This window comes from Novosphingobium anseongense (assembly GCF_037482895.1).
Taxonomy (GTDB): domain Bacteria; phylum Pseudomonadota; class Alphaproteobacteria; order Sphingomonadales; family Sphingomonadaceae; genus Novosphingobium; species Novosphingobium anseongense.
The window spans coordinates 1241906-1257167 of sequence record NZ_JBBHJZ010000001.1; the positions used below are offsets into that span (position 1 = coordinate 1241906).

Consider the following 15262-nt stretch of genomic DNA (forward strand, 5'->3'; position numbering starts at 1 on the left):
CTCTTCGGCGAGGATTGTTGCTTTTGAGCGATTGCGCTAGCGCGCGATCATGCGCCTGACCGACTGCCACAACATCGACGATTTCCGCCGCCTCGCTAAGCAGCGCCTGCCCTGGCCGGTGTTCGACTACATTGACGGCGCCGCCGACGACGAACTGACCAAGGGACGCAACACCGCAGCCTATGCCGACTGCGACCTGGTGCCCGACGTGCTCGCCGGGGTGCACGAGATCGATACCTCGATCGAGATCCTGGGTCGCAGGAGTGCGCTGCCGCTGATTCTATCGCCGACCGCGCTCCAGCGCGTGTTCCACTGGCAGGGCGAGCGTGCGGTGGCCAAGGCGGCCGAGAAGTTCGGCCTGTGGTTCGGCATCTCGAGCCTCGCGACGGTCTCGATCGAAGAGATCGGCGCCCTGGTCTCTAGCCCGAAGATGTTCCAGTTCTACTATCACAAGGACCGCGGACTGAACCGCTCGATGATCGAGCGCTGCCAGGCCGCGAAGTTCGACGCGATCGCGCTGACGGTCGACACGATCGTCTCGGGCAAGCGCGAACGCTGCGCGCGTTCGGGTTTCACCTCGCCGCCGAAGTTCACCCCCTCTTCGGCGCTCTCCTACGCGATCAAGCCGCGCTGGGCGCTCGACTACGTGTTCCGCGAGAAGTTCGCCCTGCCCAACCTCGACACGCACGTCAGCGAAGGCAGCGGCGAGGCCGTGTCGATCGCCGGCTATTTCAACACGATGCTCGACCCGTCGATGGACTGGAAGATGGCCGAACAACTCCGCGAGGACTGGGGCGGCAAGTTCGCGCTGAAGGGCGTGATGAGCGTCGCCGACGCCCGGCGCGCGGTGGCGATGGGCGCCGATGCGATCATGATCTCGAACCACGGCGGCCGCCAGCTCGACGGCAGCCGCGCGCCGTTCGACCAGGTCCGCGAGATCGTCGACGCGGTCGGCGGGCAGATCGAGGTGATCTGCGACGGCGGCGTGCGCCGCGGCACCCACGCGCTCAAGGCGCTGGCCGCGGGGGCAGACTGCGCTTCGGGCGGACGGCTCTACCTCTATGCGCTAGCCGCCGCCGGCCAGGCCGGCGTCGAGCGCGCGATCGGCCTGCTCAAGGACGAGATCGAGCGCGGCATGAAGCTCATGGGCGTCAAGAATGTCGCCGAACTCAACCGCGAGCGGCTACGCTGGCGCTGAGCCCGGAGCGCGGCCCACCGCGCTCCAGTCGACCTTGCGCGTCGCATACATCACTCCGGCAAGCGCGCCGAACAGCAGCACCGAGCCGATCACCAGCGACCAAGCCTCGAGGTTGAGCAAGACGAACAGCAGGGCGTAAAGCCCGACGAGCAGCGCACCGATGAAGCGCGCGCGCTGCCAGGACTTAAGCACGGCCGCGCTGTAGGCCGTCAGCAGCCCGATGATCGCGGCCGAAGCCAGCAGATAGGCCGCGGTGAAGCCGATCACCTCGGCGAAGGCGAGCAGCATCACGAAGAACAGCACGAGCCCCGCGCCGGTCAGCAGGTATTCGGCCGCCGCGACGCGTGCGCCGCCGACGACGTCGAACAGCAGGAAGGCGAGGAAGGTGAAGCCGATGAACAGGAAGCCGTATTTCACCGAACGATCGACCTTCGAATATAGGTTCACCGGCTCGATCAGTCCGACCGTGACCGCGAGCGCCTGACCCGAGCTCGCGCCGACGCCGTCCGAGGTCATCGCGATCCGGCTCGCGGTGCCCTCGGGTGAGCCCGTGTCGATAACCGGCGGGCCCTGGTCGTCGGTCGCCACCGGCGCCTGGCCGAGCGCGAGCTTGTCGACCGTATAGCTGGCCTTGAACCCCTTGTCCGAGATCTGGGGCTTTTCGGGCAGGAAGGCACCGCCGAAGCTCGGGCTGGCCCAAGGCGACGTCACGTCCCACTTGGTCTGACCGCCGCGCGGGACGAGGCTCAGCGAGCGGCTGCCACGCAGGCCGAAGGCATAGTCGACCGCCAGCGTGCCCTGGCCCGTCCAAGGCACGAAAGCGAAAAAGCCCTGCCCCCCGGTTGCGCCCGGTCCTTTGCCGGGCTGCACTGCCAGCGCTTGTCCGTTTGCCGTGAGCGTCCCGCCGGTGGTGAGTCCGCGAGCATCGGAGGCGCCGAGGCGCAGTTCGGCCCGGTCCCAGATCAGCTTGTCCGCCGTCACCCCGAAGCGCGGCAGATCGGCGGGCAGCGCGAAGCTGGCCTTGCCCTTGACCTGAGCTTCGTAGAGCACCGAGCGATAGATCGACTTGCGCCGCTCCTCGGGCTTGATCGCCGTGGTCACGTCGTTCTGGATGGGCGAGACGTAGAGCAATTTCTCGACCTCGACCGTGCGCGTCGTGGTCTTGCCGTCGCTGCCGGTCTCGTTCTGCGTCTCGGTCGTGCGGAAAGGCACGACGATCACGGGGCCTGCAAGCACCTGCGGCCCGCCCCAGCCGGCGTTGATCGCGGTCTGCGCGGTTTCCGACTGACTCTGCCGATCCCAGACCAGCGCATAGACCATCATCAGCGGGATCACGAGCGCGAGCCCGATCAGGCTCGCAAGCAGCAGCTTGATCCCCGGCGAGCGTTCCTTACGCACTGGTTCGGTCATGAATGCCCTTCCCGCGATGTTCGATCAACCTCGCCTACCGAGACTTGCTCACCGCTGAACGAAGGTCAATGCCGCCGCGGCACGTCTGCCGGCAACATCGCGGTCGCCGGATCGTCGGGTGCGAACCAGGCTTCGCTCACGGTAGCCGGCGCGCCGGGCTCGCCGATCAGGCGCGCGAACTTCTGGCCTTCGTAGGGCGCCGCCGCGAGCATCCGCGCCGCCAGCGCATCGCCGATCGTGAAGAGCTGCGGCACGCGGCCTTCGAGCGCGCGGGCGATGTGATCGATCGGCTCGCGCGCGGTCGAGAGCACCACGGCGTCGGCGGCCTCGCGGCTCTCCTCGCCGGTGTGGACGTCGTAGAGCACGACCGCGCCCGGCTCAATCCGGCGGATCCAGGTGCTTGGGCGCAGGCGCACGCCGGCGCGCTTCATCCGGGCGACGAGGTAGCGTTCCTCCCAATTGTCGGTGTTGCGCCCCGAGACCGGAGAATAGGCGGCGGTGACGAATTGCACCTCGGCGTCGTCGCTCGCGAGTATCTCGGCGAGCCCCGTGCCCGTGTGATAGCCCTCGGCATCGATCACGAAGACCTTGCCCGTGAGCCGCACGCCGTCCGCCAGCAAGGCCTCGGGTCGGTGGACGAAAGGCAGGTCCCATCCCGGAATGTCGGCATCGAAGGTGATGCTGCGCCCGCCGGGGCTGTAGCGCGCGCCGGTGGCGACGATCACCGCGTCCGGCGCTTCGGCGAGAACGCTGTCGGCATCGGCCGCGATACCGAGCCGAACCTCGACCCCGAGCCGTGCCATCTCGCGTTCCCACCAGTCGATCGCCGGGCGATAGTGCTCACGTCCTGGCAGCGCGGCCCAAAGCGCCAGCGCTCCGCCGAGATGGTCATTCTTCTCGATCAGGGTGACCGCGTGACCGCGCCGCGCAGCGACGCGCGCGGTTTCGAGCCCGCCGGGCCCGCCGCCTACCACCACGACCTTGCGACGATGCGGCGCGGGCGTGAAGCTCTCCTCACCCCACACCCGGTCGCGGTAACTGGCCGGATTGATCGCGCAGCCCTGCGCGCCGTCGCCGCCCGCCGCTGTGCACCAGTTGCAGGCAATGCAGGTGCGGCTCAGGTGTTCGAGCCCGTCGCGCGCGTTCTGGACGAAGCGCGGTTCGGCAATCAGCTGGCGCGCCGAGCCGACCACGTCGCAGACCCCTGCCGCGAGCGCCGCCTCGGCATCGGCCATGTCGGTCAGGTTGCCGAGCACCGACAGCACGGGCACCGCGCCCGCGGCCTTGCGCACCTGCTCGACGAAAGGCCGGTAATACTGCTTGCGCTCGAAGCCGGTCGGCATGCCGTGATGGAACTGCTGCGGCTCGAGCCCGACATCGAGATCGATGTAGTCGAGCAGGCCGCGTTCGCAGAGCCGCTCGACCACCTCGAAGGCGGTGTCCGTGCCATAGCCGCCCTCGATCTGCTCGTCGCAGTTGAAGCGCATGCCCACGGCGAATTCCGCGCCTTCCACCTCGCCGGCCCCGTCGCGCGCCGCCTGCAGCGCCTCGGCGACGAAGCGCATGCGGTTCTCGAGGCTGCCACCGTATTCGTCGGTGCGCTGGTTGAAATAGGGCGAGAGGAACTGCTCGACGAGCGCGGCGTGACTCGCGTGGAGCATGATGCCGTCGAATCCGGCTTCGGCCATGTGCCGGGCCGTCTGGCGGATCGCGCCGAGCATGCCGGCAATCTCGGCCTTGGTCATCGCGCGGGTCGAGGCGGCGCGGCCGTTGAGCCCGAACTGCCGCACCGAGGGCGCCAGCGACGGCGCCGGCGGGCTCAGCGCCTGCCACTGCCCCGCGCCGATCCAGTGGTAGAGCGTCTCGCCAAATATCTTGCCGCCGGCCGCATGGATCGCATCGGCCATGACGCGGAAGGCCGCAACGTTCTCGGGCGGGTGCGGCGACGGCTGGCGCGTGCGCCCGCGCTCGTGGATCGCCAGTGCCACGACGACCAGCCCACAGCCCCCGCCGCGCACCCGCTCGGCACTATAGGCGACGAGATCGTCGAGCGGCTTCGAGCCGGCGCTCAGCGCCGAGCCATGCGGCGCGAAGAAATAGCGCGTAGGGATTTCAACGGGACCGAGCCGGATCGGCGAGAACACATTCGGATATTTCGGGTGCATCGCTCTCTCCGGGGCATCTTATATTTTCGATTCAATCGTACCCAGAAGTACCTTTACTGCAAGCCAAGGTTTGTGCGCACAAGGCCTCAGTCCTCGTCGATCGCAAGACAGCCGGCCTCGATCAGGTCGGCGAGCAGCGCGATTGCCGCTTCGGACGGATCTTCCACCAGCACGACGCGGGCCAGGGCGCACAGCTGCCTTGCCAGCCCGGCCACGTCCGCGCCGCACTCCCAGGTGCGACCATCGACGAACAGCAGCACGCCCGCCCCTTGCGCCACGTAGGAAAACCGGCTGGCCGGATTGCGCGACAGCGCCACGCCGGCGCACAGATCCGCGCGATCGAACGGCTGTTCGGGCCGCCAGTCCATGTCGGGGTATTTCGGCGCGGTGGTATATTCGCCGAACCAGCGCGCAAAGCTGTCGCGATCGAGCATCTTCTCGGCGATCATCGCCTGCAGCCGGGCAATGGCATCGGCGGTGATCTCGCCTGGATTGTCCTGCGCCGCCAGTCCATGGTCGCCATAACGGTCGCCATCCTGCAAGCCGCCCAGCACATGATCGCACCAGTGGGCAATCAGTTCGCCGCGCGACGGCGCGCGGAAGCCGATCGAATAGGTCATGCAATCGTCGCCGAGCGCCACGCCGTTGTGCGCCACGCCGGGCGGGACATAAAGGATGTCACCGGGCTCGAGCACCCATTCCTCGACCGGCTCGAAATCCGCGAGCAGGCGCAGGTCGTCATGCGGGAGAAGCGGCGTGGTGTGGTCGCAGGTGCCGCCGATCTGCCAGCGCCGCCGGCCCAGACCCTGGATCAGGAACACGTCGTACTGATCGAAATGCGGCCCCACGCCGCCGCGGTCGCTGGCGTAGGACACCATCACGTCGTCTATCCGCCAGTTGGGCACGAAGCGGAACGCCTCGATCAGCGCGGCAACGTCGGGAACGTGGTGATCGACCGCCTGGACGAGCAAGGTCCACGGCTTCTTGCCGAGCTTGCCGAAGTGCGCCGGCTCGAACGGCCCGCCCTCGGCCTTCCAGCCCGCCTTGCCGGTCGCCACCAGCCGCGATTCCACCGTATCCTCGCAGGCGAGACCGGCCAGTTCGTCGGGCTCGAGCGGGTTCTGCCATAGCGCCCAGGGATTGCGGATCAGCAGCGGCCGCTGCTGCCAGGTGTCGCGCAGGAAGGCGGCGGTGTCGAATTGGGTTAGTCGCACGATCGTCCAACGCTCCATGCAAAAGGCCGGAGCATCCGCCCCGGCCTTGCTAGTGTTCTCAACGAAGCGCGATGGCTCAGTATACGCGCTTCTTCGGCTTGATGTACTCGATGTCGTCGGTCAGCGTGTATTCGTGGACCGGGCGGTAGTCGATCTTGACGCCGCCGCCCTTGCCGCCCCAGCCGTCGAACCAGGCCACGGTGTGCTTCATCCACTCGGCGTCGTTGCGCTCGGGGAAATCCTCGTGCGCGTGGGCGCCGCGGCTTTCCTTGCGGTTCTGCGCGCCGTGGAGCGTGACGCTCGCCTGGCTGATCAGGTTGTCGAGCTCCATCGTCTCGACCAGATCCGAGTTCCAGATCAGGCCCTTGTCCGAGACATGCAGGTCGTTCATCCGCTCGTAGGTCTTGGCGAGCTTCGCCTTGCCTTCGACCATCAGCTCGTCGGTGCGGAACACGGCCGCGTGTGCGGTCATCGTACGCTGCATTTCCATGCGCACCTGCGCCGTCGGCGAACCGCCCTTGGCGTTGCGGAAGTGGTCGAGGCGCGTGAGCGCGAGGTCGGCCGAATCCTTGGGCAGCTCGGGCCAGGCCGCGGACGGATCGACCAGCTGCTTGAGGCGGTGACCGGTGGCGCGGCCGAAGACCACGAGATCGATCAGCGAGTTCGAACCCAGGCGGTTGGCGCCGTGGACCGAGACGCAGGCGGCTTCGCCCACCGCGAACAGCCCGGGGACGACCGTGTCCGGGCCATCCTTGCCCAGCGTCACGACTTCGCCGTGATAGTTACAGGGGATGCCGCCCATGTTGTAGTGGACGGTCGGCACCACCGGCAGCGGCTGGCGCGTCAGGTCGACGCCCGCGAAGATCTTGCCGCTCTCGGTAATGCCCGGCAGGCGCTCGGCCAGCACTTCGGGCGCGATGTGATCGAGGTGCAGATAGATGTATTCACCGTTGGGGCCGACGCCGCGGCCCTCGCGGATTTCCATCGCCATCGAGCGGCTGACGACGTCGCGCGAGGCAAGGTCCTTGGCCGACGGGGCATAGCGTTCCATGAAGCGCTCGCCGGTCGAGTTGGTCAGGTAACCACCCTCGCCGCGCGCACCTTCGGTGATGAGCACGCCCGCGCCGTAAATGCCGGTCGGGTGGAACTGGACGAATTCCATGTCCTGCAGCGGCAGGCCCGCGCGCAGCACCATGCCGCCGCCGTCACCCGTGCAGGTGTGGGCAGACGTGGCGGTGAAGTAACAGCGGCCGTAGCCGCCGGTCGCCAGGACCACGGCCTTGGCGCGGAAGCGGTGGATCGTGCCGTCGTCCATGCACAGCGCGATCACGCCGACGCACTTGCCGTTGTCCATGATGAGATCAATGGCGAAGTATTCGATGAAGAAGTCCGCGTCGTACTTCAGCGACTGCTGGTAGAGCGCGTGCAGCATCGCGTGACCGGTACGGTCGGCCGCGGCGCAGGTGCGCTGGACCGGCGGGCCCTCGCCCATGTTCTGCATGTGACCGCCGAACGGGCGCTGGTAGATCGTGCCGTCGGCGTTGCGGCTGAACGGCACGCCGGCGTGCTCGAGCTCGTAGACCGCGGCGGGCGCTTCGCGGACCATGTATTCGATCGCGTCCTGGTCGCCGAGCCAGTCGGAACCCTTGACCGTGTCGAACATGTGCCAGGTCCAATGGTCCGGGCTGTTGTTCTTCAGCGAAGCGGCGATGCCGCCCTGCGCCGCGACGGTGTGCGAGCGCGTCGGGAACACCTTGGTGATGCAGGCCGTCTTGAGACCGGCCTCGGCGCTGCCCATCGTGGCGCGCAGGCCCGAGCCGCCGGCGCCGACGACGACGGTGTCATAGGTGTGATCGATGATCTTGTATGCGGGCTGACCCGAAGCAGCAGTGGCCATCTTAGGCAGCTCCCAGCGCGAGGCGGACGACGCAGAACAGGCCGAAGGCCGCGGCTGCGAAAGTGATGAGGTTGAGCGCGACGATACTCGCGAACTTGTTGGCGTCTTCATGGACGTAGTCCTCGAGGACGACCTGCACGCCGAGGCGCGCGTGCCAGATGTTGATCAGCACGAACAGCGCCAGCGCGGTCGCCGGGATCGGCCGGACGATCCATTCGCGGACCGCCTCGTAGCTGAAGTTCGGCAGGAGGAAGAGCGAGACGCCGAACCACACGGTCAGCAGCAGGCTGCCGATGGCGGTGTAGCGAATGATCAGCCAGTGATGCGCGCCGTTGTGCGCCGAACCGAGGCCGCGAACGCGTCCGATCGAAGTTCCGTTGCCCATGTGTTTCTTCCTATCTCAGCGCAGCAGCAGCGCGGCCCAGAAGGCCGCGGTGAGGACGAAGCCAAGCAGCGTGCTGACGGTCGCCCAGAGGTTGTTCTGCCCCAGTTCGTAGCCCGCGCCGATGTCGAGCACGAAGTGACGGATGCCGGTGATCGTATGCGCGATCACGGCCCAGCTCACGCCGACCAGCACGACCTTGCCGTACCAGGCCGAAGCGAGGCCGTGGAACGTGGCATAAGCCGCCGGACCGCTGACCAGCGCGCCGAGCCACCAGAGCAGAAGGAAGATGCCGACAGTCGCGCCGACACCGGAGACGCGGTGCAAGATCGACGAGAGCATCGCGGGACCCCAGCGCCAATGAAGGCGGGCACCGTCCATCAGGTGCGGCGATATCGGTCGCTTGCGTGCCGAAGGGCTGGCTTGGGCCATTTTCTCGAATCCCCGTTGTGCATAGCAGCATTCGACGCTGCTCTATGCGCTCCCCCTTAGCCAAATCGCCGAGCCGTGCAAGTCGGTGCGGCCTTCGCCTTGGCGATCCCGCCACGCCTCCCTATGGGAAGCGCCATGAGCAAAGCCTGGAAACTGACCGCCTTCGCGCCGCGCGCCGTGATCGAAGCCGCGTTGATCGCGCACGAGGACGCCTTCGACTGGGACCCCGACATGGTGCTCTCGGGCAGCGAGATCGCGGAAGACAAGCCCGACGACTGGCGGCTCGAGGTCTGGCTGCCACGCAAACCAGGCAGAGCCGAAAAGGCGGCGATCACCGCGCTGTTTGCCACGGAAGCACCGGGGCTGGCGGTCGAGGAACTACCCGAGACCGACTGGGTGACGCAGAGCCAGCAGGGCCTCGAGCCGATCCGAGCGGGCAAGTTCCACGTCCACACGCCCGAGCACCCGCCGCTGGCTAGGCCCGGTATCCGCGACTTCACGATTCCCGCGAGCCGCGCCTTCGGCACGGGCCAGCATGCGACGACCGCGGGCTGCCTGACGATGCTCACCCATATGAAGCGCGAAGGCGTGGTCGCGCGCAATCTGGCCGACATTGGCACGGGCACCGGCCTGCTCGCGTTCGCCGCGCTCGATCTCTGGCCGCGCGCGCTGGCGACCGCGAGCGACATCGACGACGTCTGCATCGGCGTGGTCGACGACAATGCCGCGCTCAACCATATGCCATTGGGCGCTGGCGCGGGTGCCGTGACGATGGTCGTGGCCGACGGCATGGCACATCCCGTGCTGCAGGTGCGCGGACCCTACGACCTGCTGATCGCCAACATCCTCGCCGGCCCGCTTATCGAACTCGCCCCCGATTTCGCCAAAGCCCTGGTGCCGGGCGGCAGCCTGCTTCTCGCCGGCCTGCTCGAGACGCAGGAACCCCAGGTCCGCGCGGCCTGCCGCCGCGCCGGCCTGCGGCTCGCCGCGCGGCTGGTGAACGGCGACTGGTCGATCCTCTGGCTGCGCAAGCGACCCGCGGTTCGTTCGCGGAGCAGCCGGCCCGGCCAGCTGCCCGAGTGGTCGAGGCGCTGGTAGCCAGCCTCTCCATTCGGCGAGCACACTGTTCCCTTAAGTCGTAGAACAATTCCGCAGGGCAATCGACTTTGCCTGTGACGGTCAAATCCCTCCGTTCCGGTTGCAGATTCGGCGCGCGCGCCGCAAGCAACGGAAACAAAACGATACGGAGGGGGATCATGCAACACACGAAAATGGCGCTGCTTGCCAGCGCATCCTTGGTGCTTTTCACGGCACCGGCGCAAGCTCAGGACACGACTTCGGCGCCCGCAGCGCAGGAAAGCGAGGCCCGTCAGGGTTCGGCCGCGGCGCTGATCGACGACATAGTGGTCCGTGCGCGCAAGAAGGGTGCCGCCGAGCGCGCGCAGGACGTGCCGATCGCGCTGACGGCGGTCAGCGGCGCACAGATCGAGGCCATGTTCGCGCAGGACCTGACCGACATCGGCATGACCATGCCCAACGTGCGCCTCGACGACGGCGGCGCCTTCCCGGGCGTGTCGAACTACACGATCCGCGGCATGGGCTTCAACTCGACGATCGCCTCGGTCGAGCCCACGGTCGGCACTTTCGTCGACGGCATCTACATCGGCGCCAACCTGGGCGGCCTGCAGGAAACGCTCGACCTGGAATCGGTCGAAGTGCTGCGCGGCCCGCAGGGCACGCTGTTCGGCCGCAACGTCACCGGTGGCGCCGTGGTCATGCGCTCGCGCCGGCCCGAGGGCGAGTTCGGCGGGATCTTCCGCATCGGCTCGGGCAGCGGCAACCGCAAGGTCCTGGCCGCGGGCATCGAGGGTCCGCTGTCGGAAACCGTCGCCGCGAAGGTCTTCGCGCAATACAGCGACTATGACGGCGACTGGCACAACCTGACCACCGGCAGGCGCCACGGCGCCGACGAGACCTTCGCGGTCCGCCCGATGATCCGCTTCCGCCCGTCGAGCGCGGTCGACATCACGCTGATCGGCGAATACGGCAAGACCGACGGCGACGGCGTCGCCAGCCGCTTCATCGAGGATCCCGCGCAGCTCCTGTTCCAGCAGGGCATCCGCGAGCCGAAGGGCGCCGAGAACCTCTCGAACAACTTCCAGGGCGATACCGACATCGAGTGGAAGCAGGCCGTGCTCGACGCCAACGTCGAGCTGGGCGGCGGCACCCTCACCTCGATCACCGGCTATCGCAAGGTCGACTACTTCTCGACCGGCGACACCGACGGTTCGCAGAGCGAGACCGCGCGCGCGATCAACCAGATGAGCCAGCACCAGTTCAGCTCCGAGCTGCGCTATGCCGGCAAGGCGCTCGGCGGCAAGCTCGACTATACGATCGGCGCCTACTACTTCGAACAGCGCATGGAGCAGTTCTACCATGTGTTCTTCTTCGGCGCTTCGAACCAGCGCTCGCGCGGCGTGCTCAACCACCACACCTGGTCGGTCTTTGCCCAGGGCGACTACGAGGTGGTGCCCGGTTTCTTCGTCACCGCCGGCGGTCGTTACACCTGGGAAAAGAAGCGCGCGGCGACGGGCCGCACGAACGAGTGCACGGTCCAGCTCGTCTGCAGCCTGACCGACGAAGGCTCGACCGTGTGGAAAAACTTCGCCCCCAAGGTCGGCCTGAGCTGGAAAGCGACCGACGACGTGCTGGTCTATGCCAGCTGGACCAAGGGTTTTCGCTCGGGCGGCTACAACATCCGCACGACCGGCGCTCGGTTCAACCCGGCCAATCCCGCCGCGGCCAACGAATCCGCGGGTCCCTACGACCAGGAAGTCGTCAAGGCGCTAGAAGGCGGCATCAAGACCGAGTTCCTCGACGGCAAGGCGCGGGTCAACCTGGCCGCCTTCCACAACCAGTACGACGGCCTTCAGCGCACGGTGAACCAGGGCCTGGTCAACTTCATTGCCAATGTCGCCAAGGCGACGGTCAACGGCGCGGAGATCGAAACCACCTTCCTGCCCTTCGCCAACCTCGCGCTGACCGCGAACCTGGGCTACCTCGACGCCAAATACAAAGACTACATCCTGCCGGGCACGACCACGAACCTGAGCGGCAAGCAGCTGATCCGCGCGCCGAAGTGGACCTATACGCTGGCCTTCACCCACGACCTCGACCTGGGTTCGGGCGGCGTCATCACCAGCCGCGCCTCGCTCAACTACAGCGGCAAGACCCCGGCCAACGATCCGGGCAACTACTTTGCCGCGGCCTATCACCTGGTCGATGCCAGCCTGACCTGGTCGCCCGAAGGCAACAACGACCTCAAGCTGTCGGCCTGGGTCAAGAACCTGACCAACGAGAAGTATTCGCTGACCGCGACCTATGTCGGCACGCTGTTCACCAACCTCTACCAGGCGCCACCACGGCGCTGGGGCGTGGAAGCGACCTACAAGTTCTGAATGTGGCTTGGGGAGTCGTTCGCACGGCTCCCCAATTCCCACCGCCCCTCAATCCTTCGACTGCTTCCTGACGAACGGATACTTCATCTGCGCCCAGTACCCCGTGGGCACCTTCTCGGGCACGCCGTAGTCCTTGGGCCAGCGGCTCTCGGGCAGGTGGAACGTCCCGAACAGCTTGTCGAGCAACGGCAGGTGGATCGCGAAGTTCACGTCGACCGCCTCCTGCTCGAGCCCGTGGTGCCAGTGGTGGAACCGCGGCGTCGCGACCCACTGGCCGAGCCGGTTGAAATCGCCGCCCAGGTTCGCGTGAAGCAGCGACGAGTAGACGTAGACGAAGCCGATATAGGCCTGCATCACCGAAGGGCTGAAGCCCAGGGTGAACAGCGGCAGCGAGGTCACGCCGCGCAGCAGCACGACCTCGACGAAATGCATGCGCGCGCCCGCCAGCCAGTCCATCGCCGGCGCCGAATGGTGCACGGCGTGGAAGCCCCAGAGGAACGGCACCGTGTGGAACAGGCGGTGATACCAATACTGGAACAGGTCCGAGAGCACGACCACCGCGAGGAACTGGACGATCCACGGCAGCGAGGCGACCCACAGGCGGAAGCCTTCCCAGCCGCCGGTCTGCGCGTTGACATAGGCCTGCGGCGCCAGCGCGAGGAAGGTGAAGGCCTGCACCATCATCGAGCTGATCAGGTAGTAGAACAGGTCCTCGCGCCACTCGATGCGGAACAGCCGCTGCTCGGCACGGTGCGGGAAGAACCGCTCGATCGGCGCGAACATGAAGCCGGTGACGAGCAGGTTGACGATGAAGAAGTCGAGCCCGAAGAAAATGCCCCAGTCGCGCGTCTCGGCGGGCTGGACGTTCGACCCGCCGATCAGCGCGGCGACGAGGCCGATGACCAGCGCCGTCACGCCCAGCGCCTTGCGCGGTCGCAGCAGCAAGGACAGCAGCGACAGCGCATAGGACAGCAGCAGCACGACGTGGACCGCGACGCGGAATTCGGGCCAGTCCTTGAGCGTCTGCAGTTCGGGCATCGCGAAAAGGCCCGGATAACGCAGCGCCACGACCATGCCGAAGCCCGAGATCGCGAAAAGCAGCGCGAAGAAGCCAGCGAACCAGCCCGAGCCGAACCCGCGCACCTCGATCGGCGCCTGCAGATCGCGCTCGAGATTGCGGAAGAAGTCTTTGATCATCGGCACCGTCCCCCGAAAGCATGACGCTTCTAGGACAGGCGGCGCGCCATTGCGAGCCTGGCTTGCGCGCCGCCGGGCCCGATCTTCAGTTCGTCACCGCCTCGCGATAGCGCGGGGCGACCTGGCCCTTCGACAGATTCGGCGCCATCGCCAGCCGCGCCGCCTGCATCGCCTGCCATTGGCCCTCGTCGGGCAGCGGCGGGATCGTGATCGTCTCGCGCCGATCGAAGCCGAGCAGCGCCGCGTCGACGAGATCGTCGACCCCCATGACGAAATCGGGCGGAAAGGCATCGACGTCCTTGCCCGAACGCTCCCAGATCTCGGTACGCGTCGCGCCGGGAAGCACCGCCTGGGTGTAGACGCCCTTGTCGGCAAGCTGCGCCGACAGCGCCTGACTCAGGTTGAGCAGGAAGGCCTTGGTGCCGCTGTAGACGCCGTCGAACATCTCGGGCGCGAGCGCGAGGACCGAGGCGATGTTGACGATCGCGCCTTCCTGCTTCGCCACGAAAGCCTTCGCGGCCGCGGCGGCGAGGCGCGTCGGTGCGGTGACGTTGAGCGCGATGATGCGTGCGAGCTCGGCCGGGCCGTTCTCGAGCACGCTGCCATCGAGCGACATGCCGGCGTTGTTGATCAACAGGGTGACGTCGCGCGCGGCCAGCCGCGCCTCGATCCTGGCGACATCGGCATCGGCGGTGAGATCGGCGCCGATCACCTCGATCGCGACGCCCGTCTCGCCGCGCAGACGTTCAGCCAGACCCTCCATCCGCGCGGTGTCGCGCGCGACCAGGACGAGGTCGAGGCCACGCTTGGCCAGTCGATCGGCATAGACCGCGCCGATCCCGCTCGAGGCGCCCGTGACGAGTGCGGTGCCGTTGATATTGCTCATGTCGCAACTCCTTTTCGACTCGATGTCGAGTGACTTGCATTTTGATAGTTATGTCGCTATCATTCTGCAATGGACATCGAAAAATATTCCGCCGGCCCCTGCCCCCTCGCTCGTGCACTGCTGCGCGTGGGCGACACCTGGTCGATGATGATCCTGCGCGATGCGGGTTTCGGGGCGACACGGTTCGACCAGTTCCGCACCAGCCTGGGCATCGCCCCCAACATCCTGACCAGGCGGCTGACCGCACTGACCGAGGACGGCCTGCTCGAGAAGCGGCGCTACAGCCAGCGGCCGCCGCGCGACGAATATGTCCTGACCGAGAGGGGCCGCGACCTCCTGCCGATCCTGTCCGCCCTCGGCGCCTGGGGGCGCCGGCATTTCGGCGAAGGCTGCCTCAATGTCATGACCGACGGCGCGACCGGTGCCGAAATCGAGCCCATCGTTATCGATCGGGTCAGCGGCACGCCGCTGGCCGAACTGGAACTCCGCATGGTCGCACCCGAGGAAAACGCACCGCCAAGGTGAAGTTAAGAGAACTGATCCGATGCGGATCCGGCTACCCTTCTCCCGCTGGCGGGAGAAGGATACGCAGGCTTGGCGCGTCAGCGCCTAGCCGGAGTTGGATGAGGGTGGCAATCACGCGCCGAACCAGTCCGCACGCGCGCCAGCTTCGGCGCAACATGACCGACGCCGAGCGGTATCTCTGGCATGCGCTACGTGCACGGCGGTTCGCGGGCTGGAAGTTCCGCAGACAGGTCTCCGTGGGACCGTTCGTGGCGGATTTCCTGTGCCATGCAGCCAGATTGATCGTCGAAGTCGATGGCGGGCAGCATAGCGCAGCGGTCGATGCGCAGCGCACTGCATTGCTCGAGAGCATGGGCTATCGCGTGGCGCGCTACTGGAACCACGAAGTGCTGGAAAACATCGAGGGGGTCCTGCGGGCATTGGAGGTCGCGCTTGGCCACCCTCATCCAAGCTCCGCTAGCTCCTGACGGAGCAAGCTGCGCTATCCTTCTCCCGCCA

13 protein-coding genes are annotated in these 15262 nt (G+C 67.0%); 5 read left to right on the forward strand and 8 right to left on the reverse strand.

What is annotated here, in order from left to right:
• The first annotated feature begins 49 nt into the window (after nucleotides 1–49).
• Complete coding sequence (locus WG901_RS05970; RefSeq protein WP_339586090.1) at nucleotides 50–1198, forward strand: alpha-hydroxy acid oxidase; 1149 nt, start codon at nucleotides 50–52, stop codon at nucleotides 1196–1198.
• Here the strand turns inward: WG901_RS05970 and creD are convergent.
• From creD to sdhC, 6 genes are all read right to left on the reverse strand, one after another.
• A complete protein-coding gene (gene creD, locus WG901_RS05975; RefSeq protein WP_339586091.1) occupies nucleotides 1184–2608 on the reverse strand; it encodes a cell envelope integrity protein CreD in 1425 nt (474 codons plus the stop codon). The genes WG901_RS05970 and creD overlap by 15 nt on opposite strands.
• A 65-nt stretch (nucleotides 2609–2673) precedes the next feature.
• The gene (locus WG901_RS05980; protein ID WP_339586092.1) at nucleotides 2674–4773 is read right to left on the reverse strand and encodes an oxidoreductase; all 2100 of its coding nucleotides are present in this window, start codon (nucleotides 4771–4773) and stop codon (nucleotides 2674–2676) included.
• A gap of 86 nt (nucleotides 4774–4859) precedes the next feature.
• The gene (locus WG901_RS05985) at nucleotides 4860–5987 is read right to left on the reverse strand and encodes a cupin domain-containing protein (RefSeq protein ID WP_339586093.1); all 1128 of its coding nucleotides are present in this window, start codon (nucleotides 5985–5987) and stop codon (nucleotides 4860–4862) included.
• Nucleotides 5988–6063: 76 nt separating this feature from the next.
• Entirely contained in the window at nucleotides 6064–7884 is a 1821-nt protein-coding gene (gene sdhA, locus WG901_RS05990; protein ID WP_339586094.1) for a succinate dehydrogenase flavoprotein subunit, read from the reverse strand.
• A gap of 1 nt (nucleotide 7885) precedes the next feature.
• Complete coding sequence (sdhD, locus tag WG901_RS05995) at nucleotides 7886–8269, reverse strand: succinate dehydrogenase, hydrophobic membrane anchor protein (protein ID WP_339586095.1); 384 nt, start codon at nucleotides 8267–8269, stop codon at nucleotides 7886–7888.
• 15 nt (nucleotides 8270–8284) lie between these two features.
• Entirely contained in the window at nucleotides 8285–8698 is a 414-nt protein-coding gene (gene sdhC, locus WG901_RS06000; RefSeq protein WP_339586096.1) for a succinate dehydrogenase, cytochrome b556 subunit, read from the reverse strand.
• Between the two features lie 135 nt (nucleotides 8699–8833).
• Here sdhC and WG901_RS06005 point away from each other — a divergent pair, with 135 nt between their 5' ends.
• Together WG901_RS06005 and WG901_RS06010 are read left to right on the forward strand one after the other, a co-directional pair.
• The gene (locus WG901_RS06005) at nucleotides 8834–9796 is read left to right on the forward strand and encodes a 50S ribosomal protein L11 methyltransferase (protein ID WP_339586097.1); all 963 of its coding nucleotides are present in this window, start codon (nucleotides 8834–8836) and stop codon (nucleotides 9794–9796) included.
• Between the two features lie 158 nt (nucleotides 9797–9954).
• A complete protein-coding gene (locus tag WG901_RS06010; protein ID WP_339586098.1) occupies nucleotides 9955–12156 on the forward strand; it encodes a TonB-dependent receptor in 2202 nt (733 codons plus the stop codon).
• Between the two features lie 48 nt (nucleotides 12157–12204).
• Here WG901_RS06010 and WG901_RS06015 read toward each other — a convergent pair whose 3' ends face one another.
• Complete coding sequence (locus WG901_RS06015) at nucleotides 12205–13353, reverse strand: sterol desaturase family protein (protein WP_339586099.1); 1149 nt, start codon at nucleotides 13351–13353, stop codon at nucleotides 12205–12207.
• Nucleotides 13354–13438: 85 nt separating this feature from the next.
• The gene (locus tag WG901_RS06020) at nucleotides 13439–14239 is read right to left on the reverse strand and encodes an SDR family NAD(P)-dependent oxidoreductase (protein ID WP_339586100.1); all 801 of its coding nucleotides are present in this window, start codon (nucleotides 14237–14239) and stop codon (nucleotides 13439–13441) included.
• Nucleotides 14240–14308: 69 nt separating this feature from the next.
• On the opposite strand from WG901_RS06020, the gene WG901_RS06025 reads away from it, so the two are divergent.
• Both WG901_RS06025 and WG901_RS06030 read left to right on the forward strand, forming a co-directional pair.
• Nucleotides 14309–14764 (forward strand): winged helix-turn-helix transcriptional regulator, encoded by a 456-nt coding sequence (locus WG901_RS06025; RefSeq protein ID WP_339586101.1) that lies wholly within the window; start codon nucleotides 14309–14311, stop codon nucleotides 14762–14764.
• A 104-nt stretch (nucleotides 14765–14868) separates the two neighbouring features.
• Nucleotides 14869–15231: an endonuclease domain-containing protein gene (locus WG901_RS06030; RefSeq protein ID WP_339586102.1), complete on the forward strand. Its 363-nt coding sequence runs from the start codon at nucleotides 14869–14871 to the stop codon at nucleotides 15229–15231.
• Nucleotides 15232–15262: the final 31 nt, after the last annotated feature.

Excerpts from the sequence above, each read along its gene's own strand:
- WG901_RS05970 (WP_339586090.1), top strand. The coding sequence starts at position 50 with ATGCGCCTGACCGACTGCCACAACATCGACGATTTCCGCCGCCTCGCT.
- creD (WP_339586091.1), bottom strand. The coding sequence starts at position 2,608 with ATGACCGAACCAGTGCGTAAGGAACGCTCGCCGGGGATCAAGCTGCTG.
- WG901_RS05980 (WP_339586092.1), bottom strand. The coding sequence starts at position 4,773 with ATGCACCCGAAATATCCGAATGTGTTCTCGCCGATCCGGCTCGGTCCC.
- sdhA (WP_339586094.1), bottom strand. The coding sequence starts at position 7,884 with ATGGCCACTGCTGCTTCGGGTCAGCCCGCATACAAGATCATCGATCAC.
- sdhD (WP_339586095.1), bottom strand. The coding sequence starts at position 8,269 with ATGGGCAACGGAACTTCGATCGGACGCGTTCGCGGCCTCGGTTCGGCG.
- sdhC (WP_339586096.1), bottom strand. The coding sequence starts at position 8,698 with ATGGCCCAAGCCAGCCCTTCGGCACGCAAGCGACCGATATCGCCGCAC.
- WG901_RS06005 (WP_339586097.1), top strand. The coding sequence starts at position 8,834 with ATGAGCAAAGCCTGGAAACTGACCGCCTTCGCGCCGCGCGCCGTGATC.
- WG901_RS06010 (WP_339586098.1), top strand. The coding sequence starts at position 9,955 with ATGCAACACACGAAAATGGCGCTGCTTGCCAGCGCATCCTTGGTGCTT.
- WG901_RS06015 (WP_339586099.1), bottom strand. The coding sequence starts at position 13,353 with ATGATCAAAGACTTCTTCCGCAATCTCGAGCGCGATCTGCAGGCGCCG.
- WG901_RS06020 (WP_339586100.1), bottom strand. The coding sequence starts at position 14,239 with ATGAGCAATATCAACGGCACCGCACTCGTCACGGGCGCCTCGAGCGGG.
- WG901_RS06025 (WP_339586101.1), top strand. The coding sequence starts at position 14,309 with ATGGACATCGAAAAATATTCCGCCGGCCCCTGCCCCCTCGCTCGTGCA.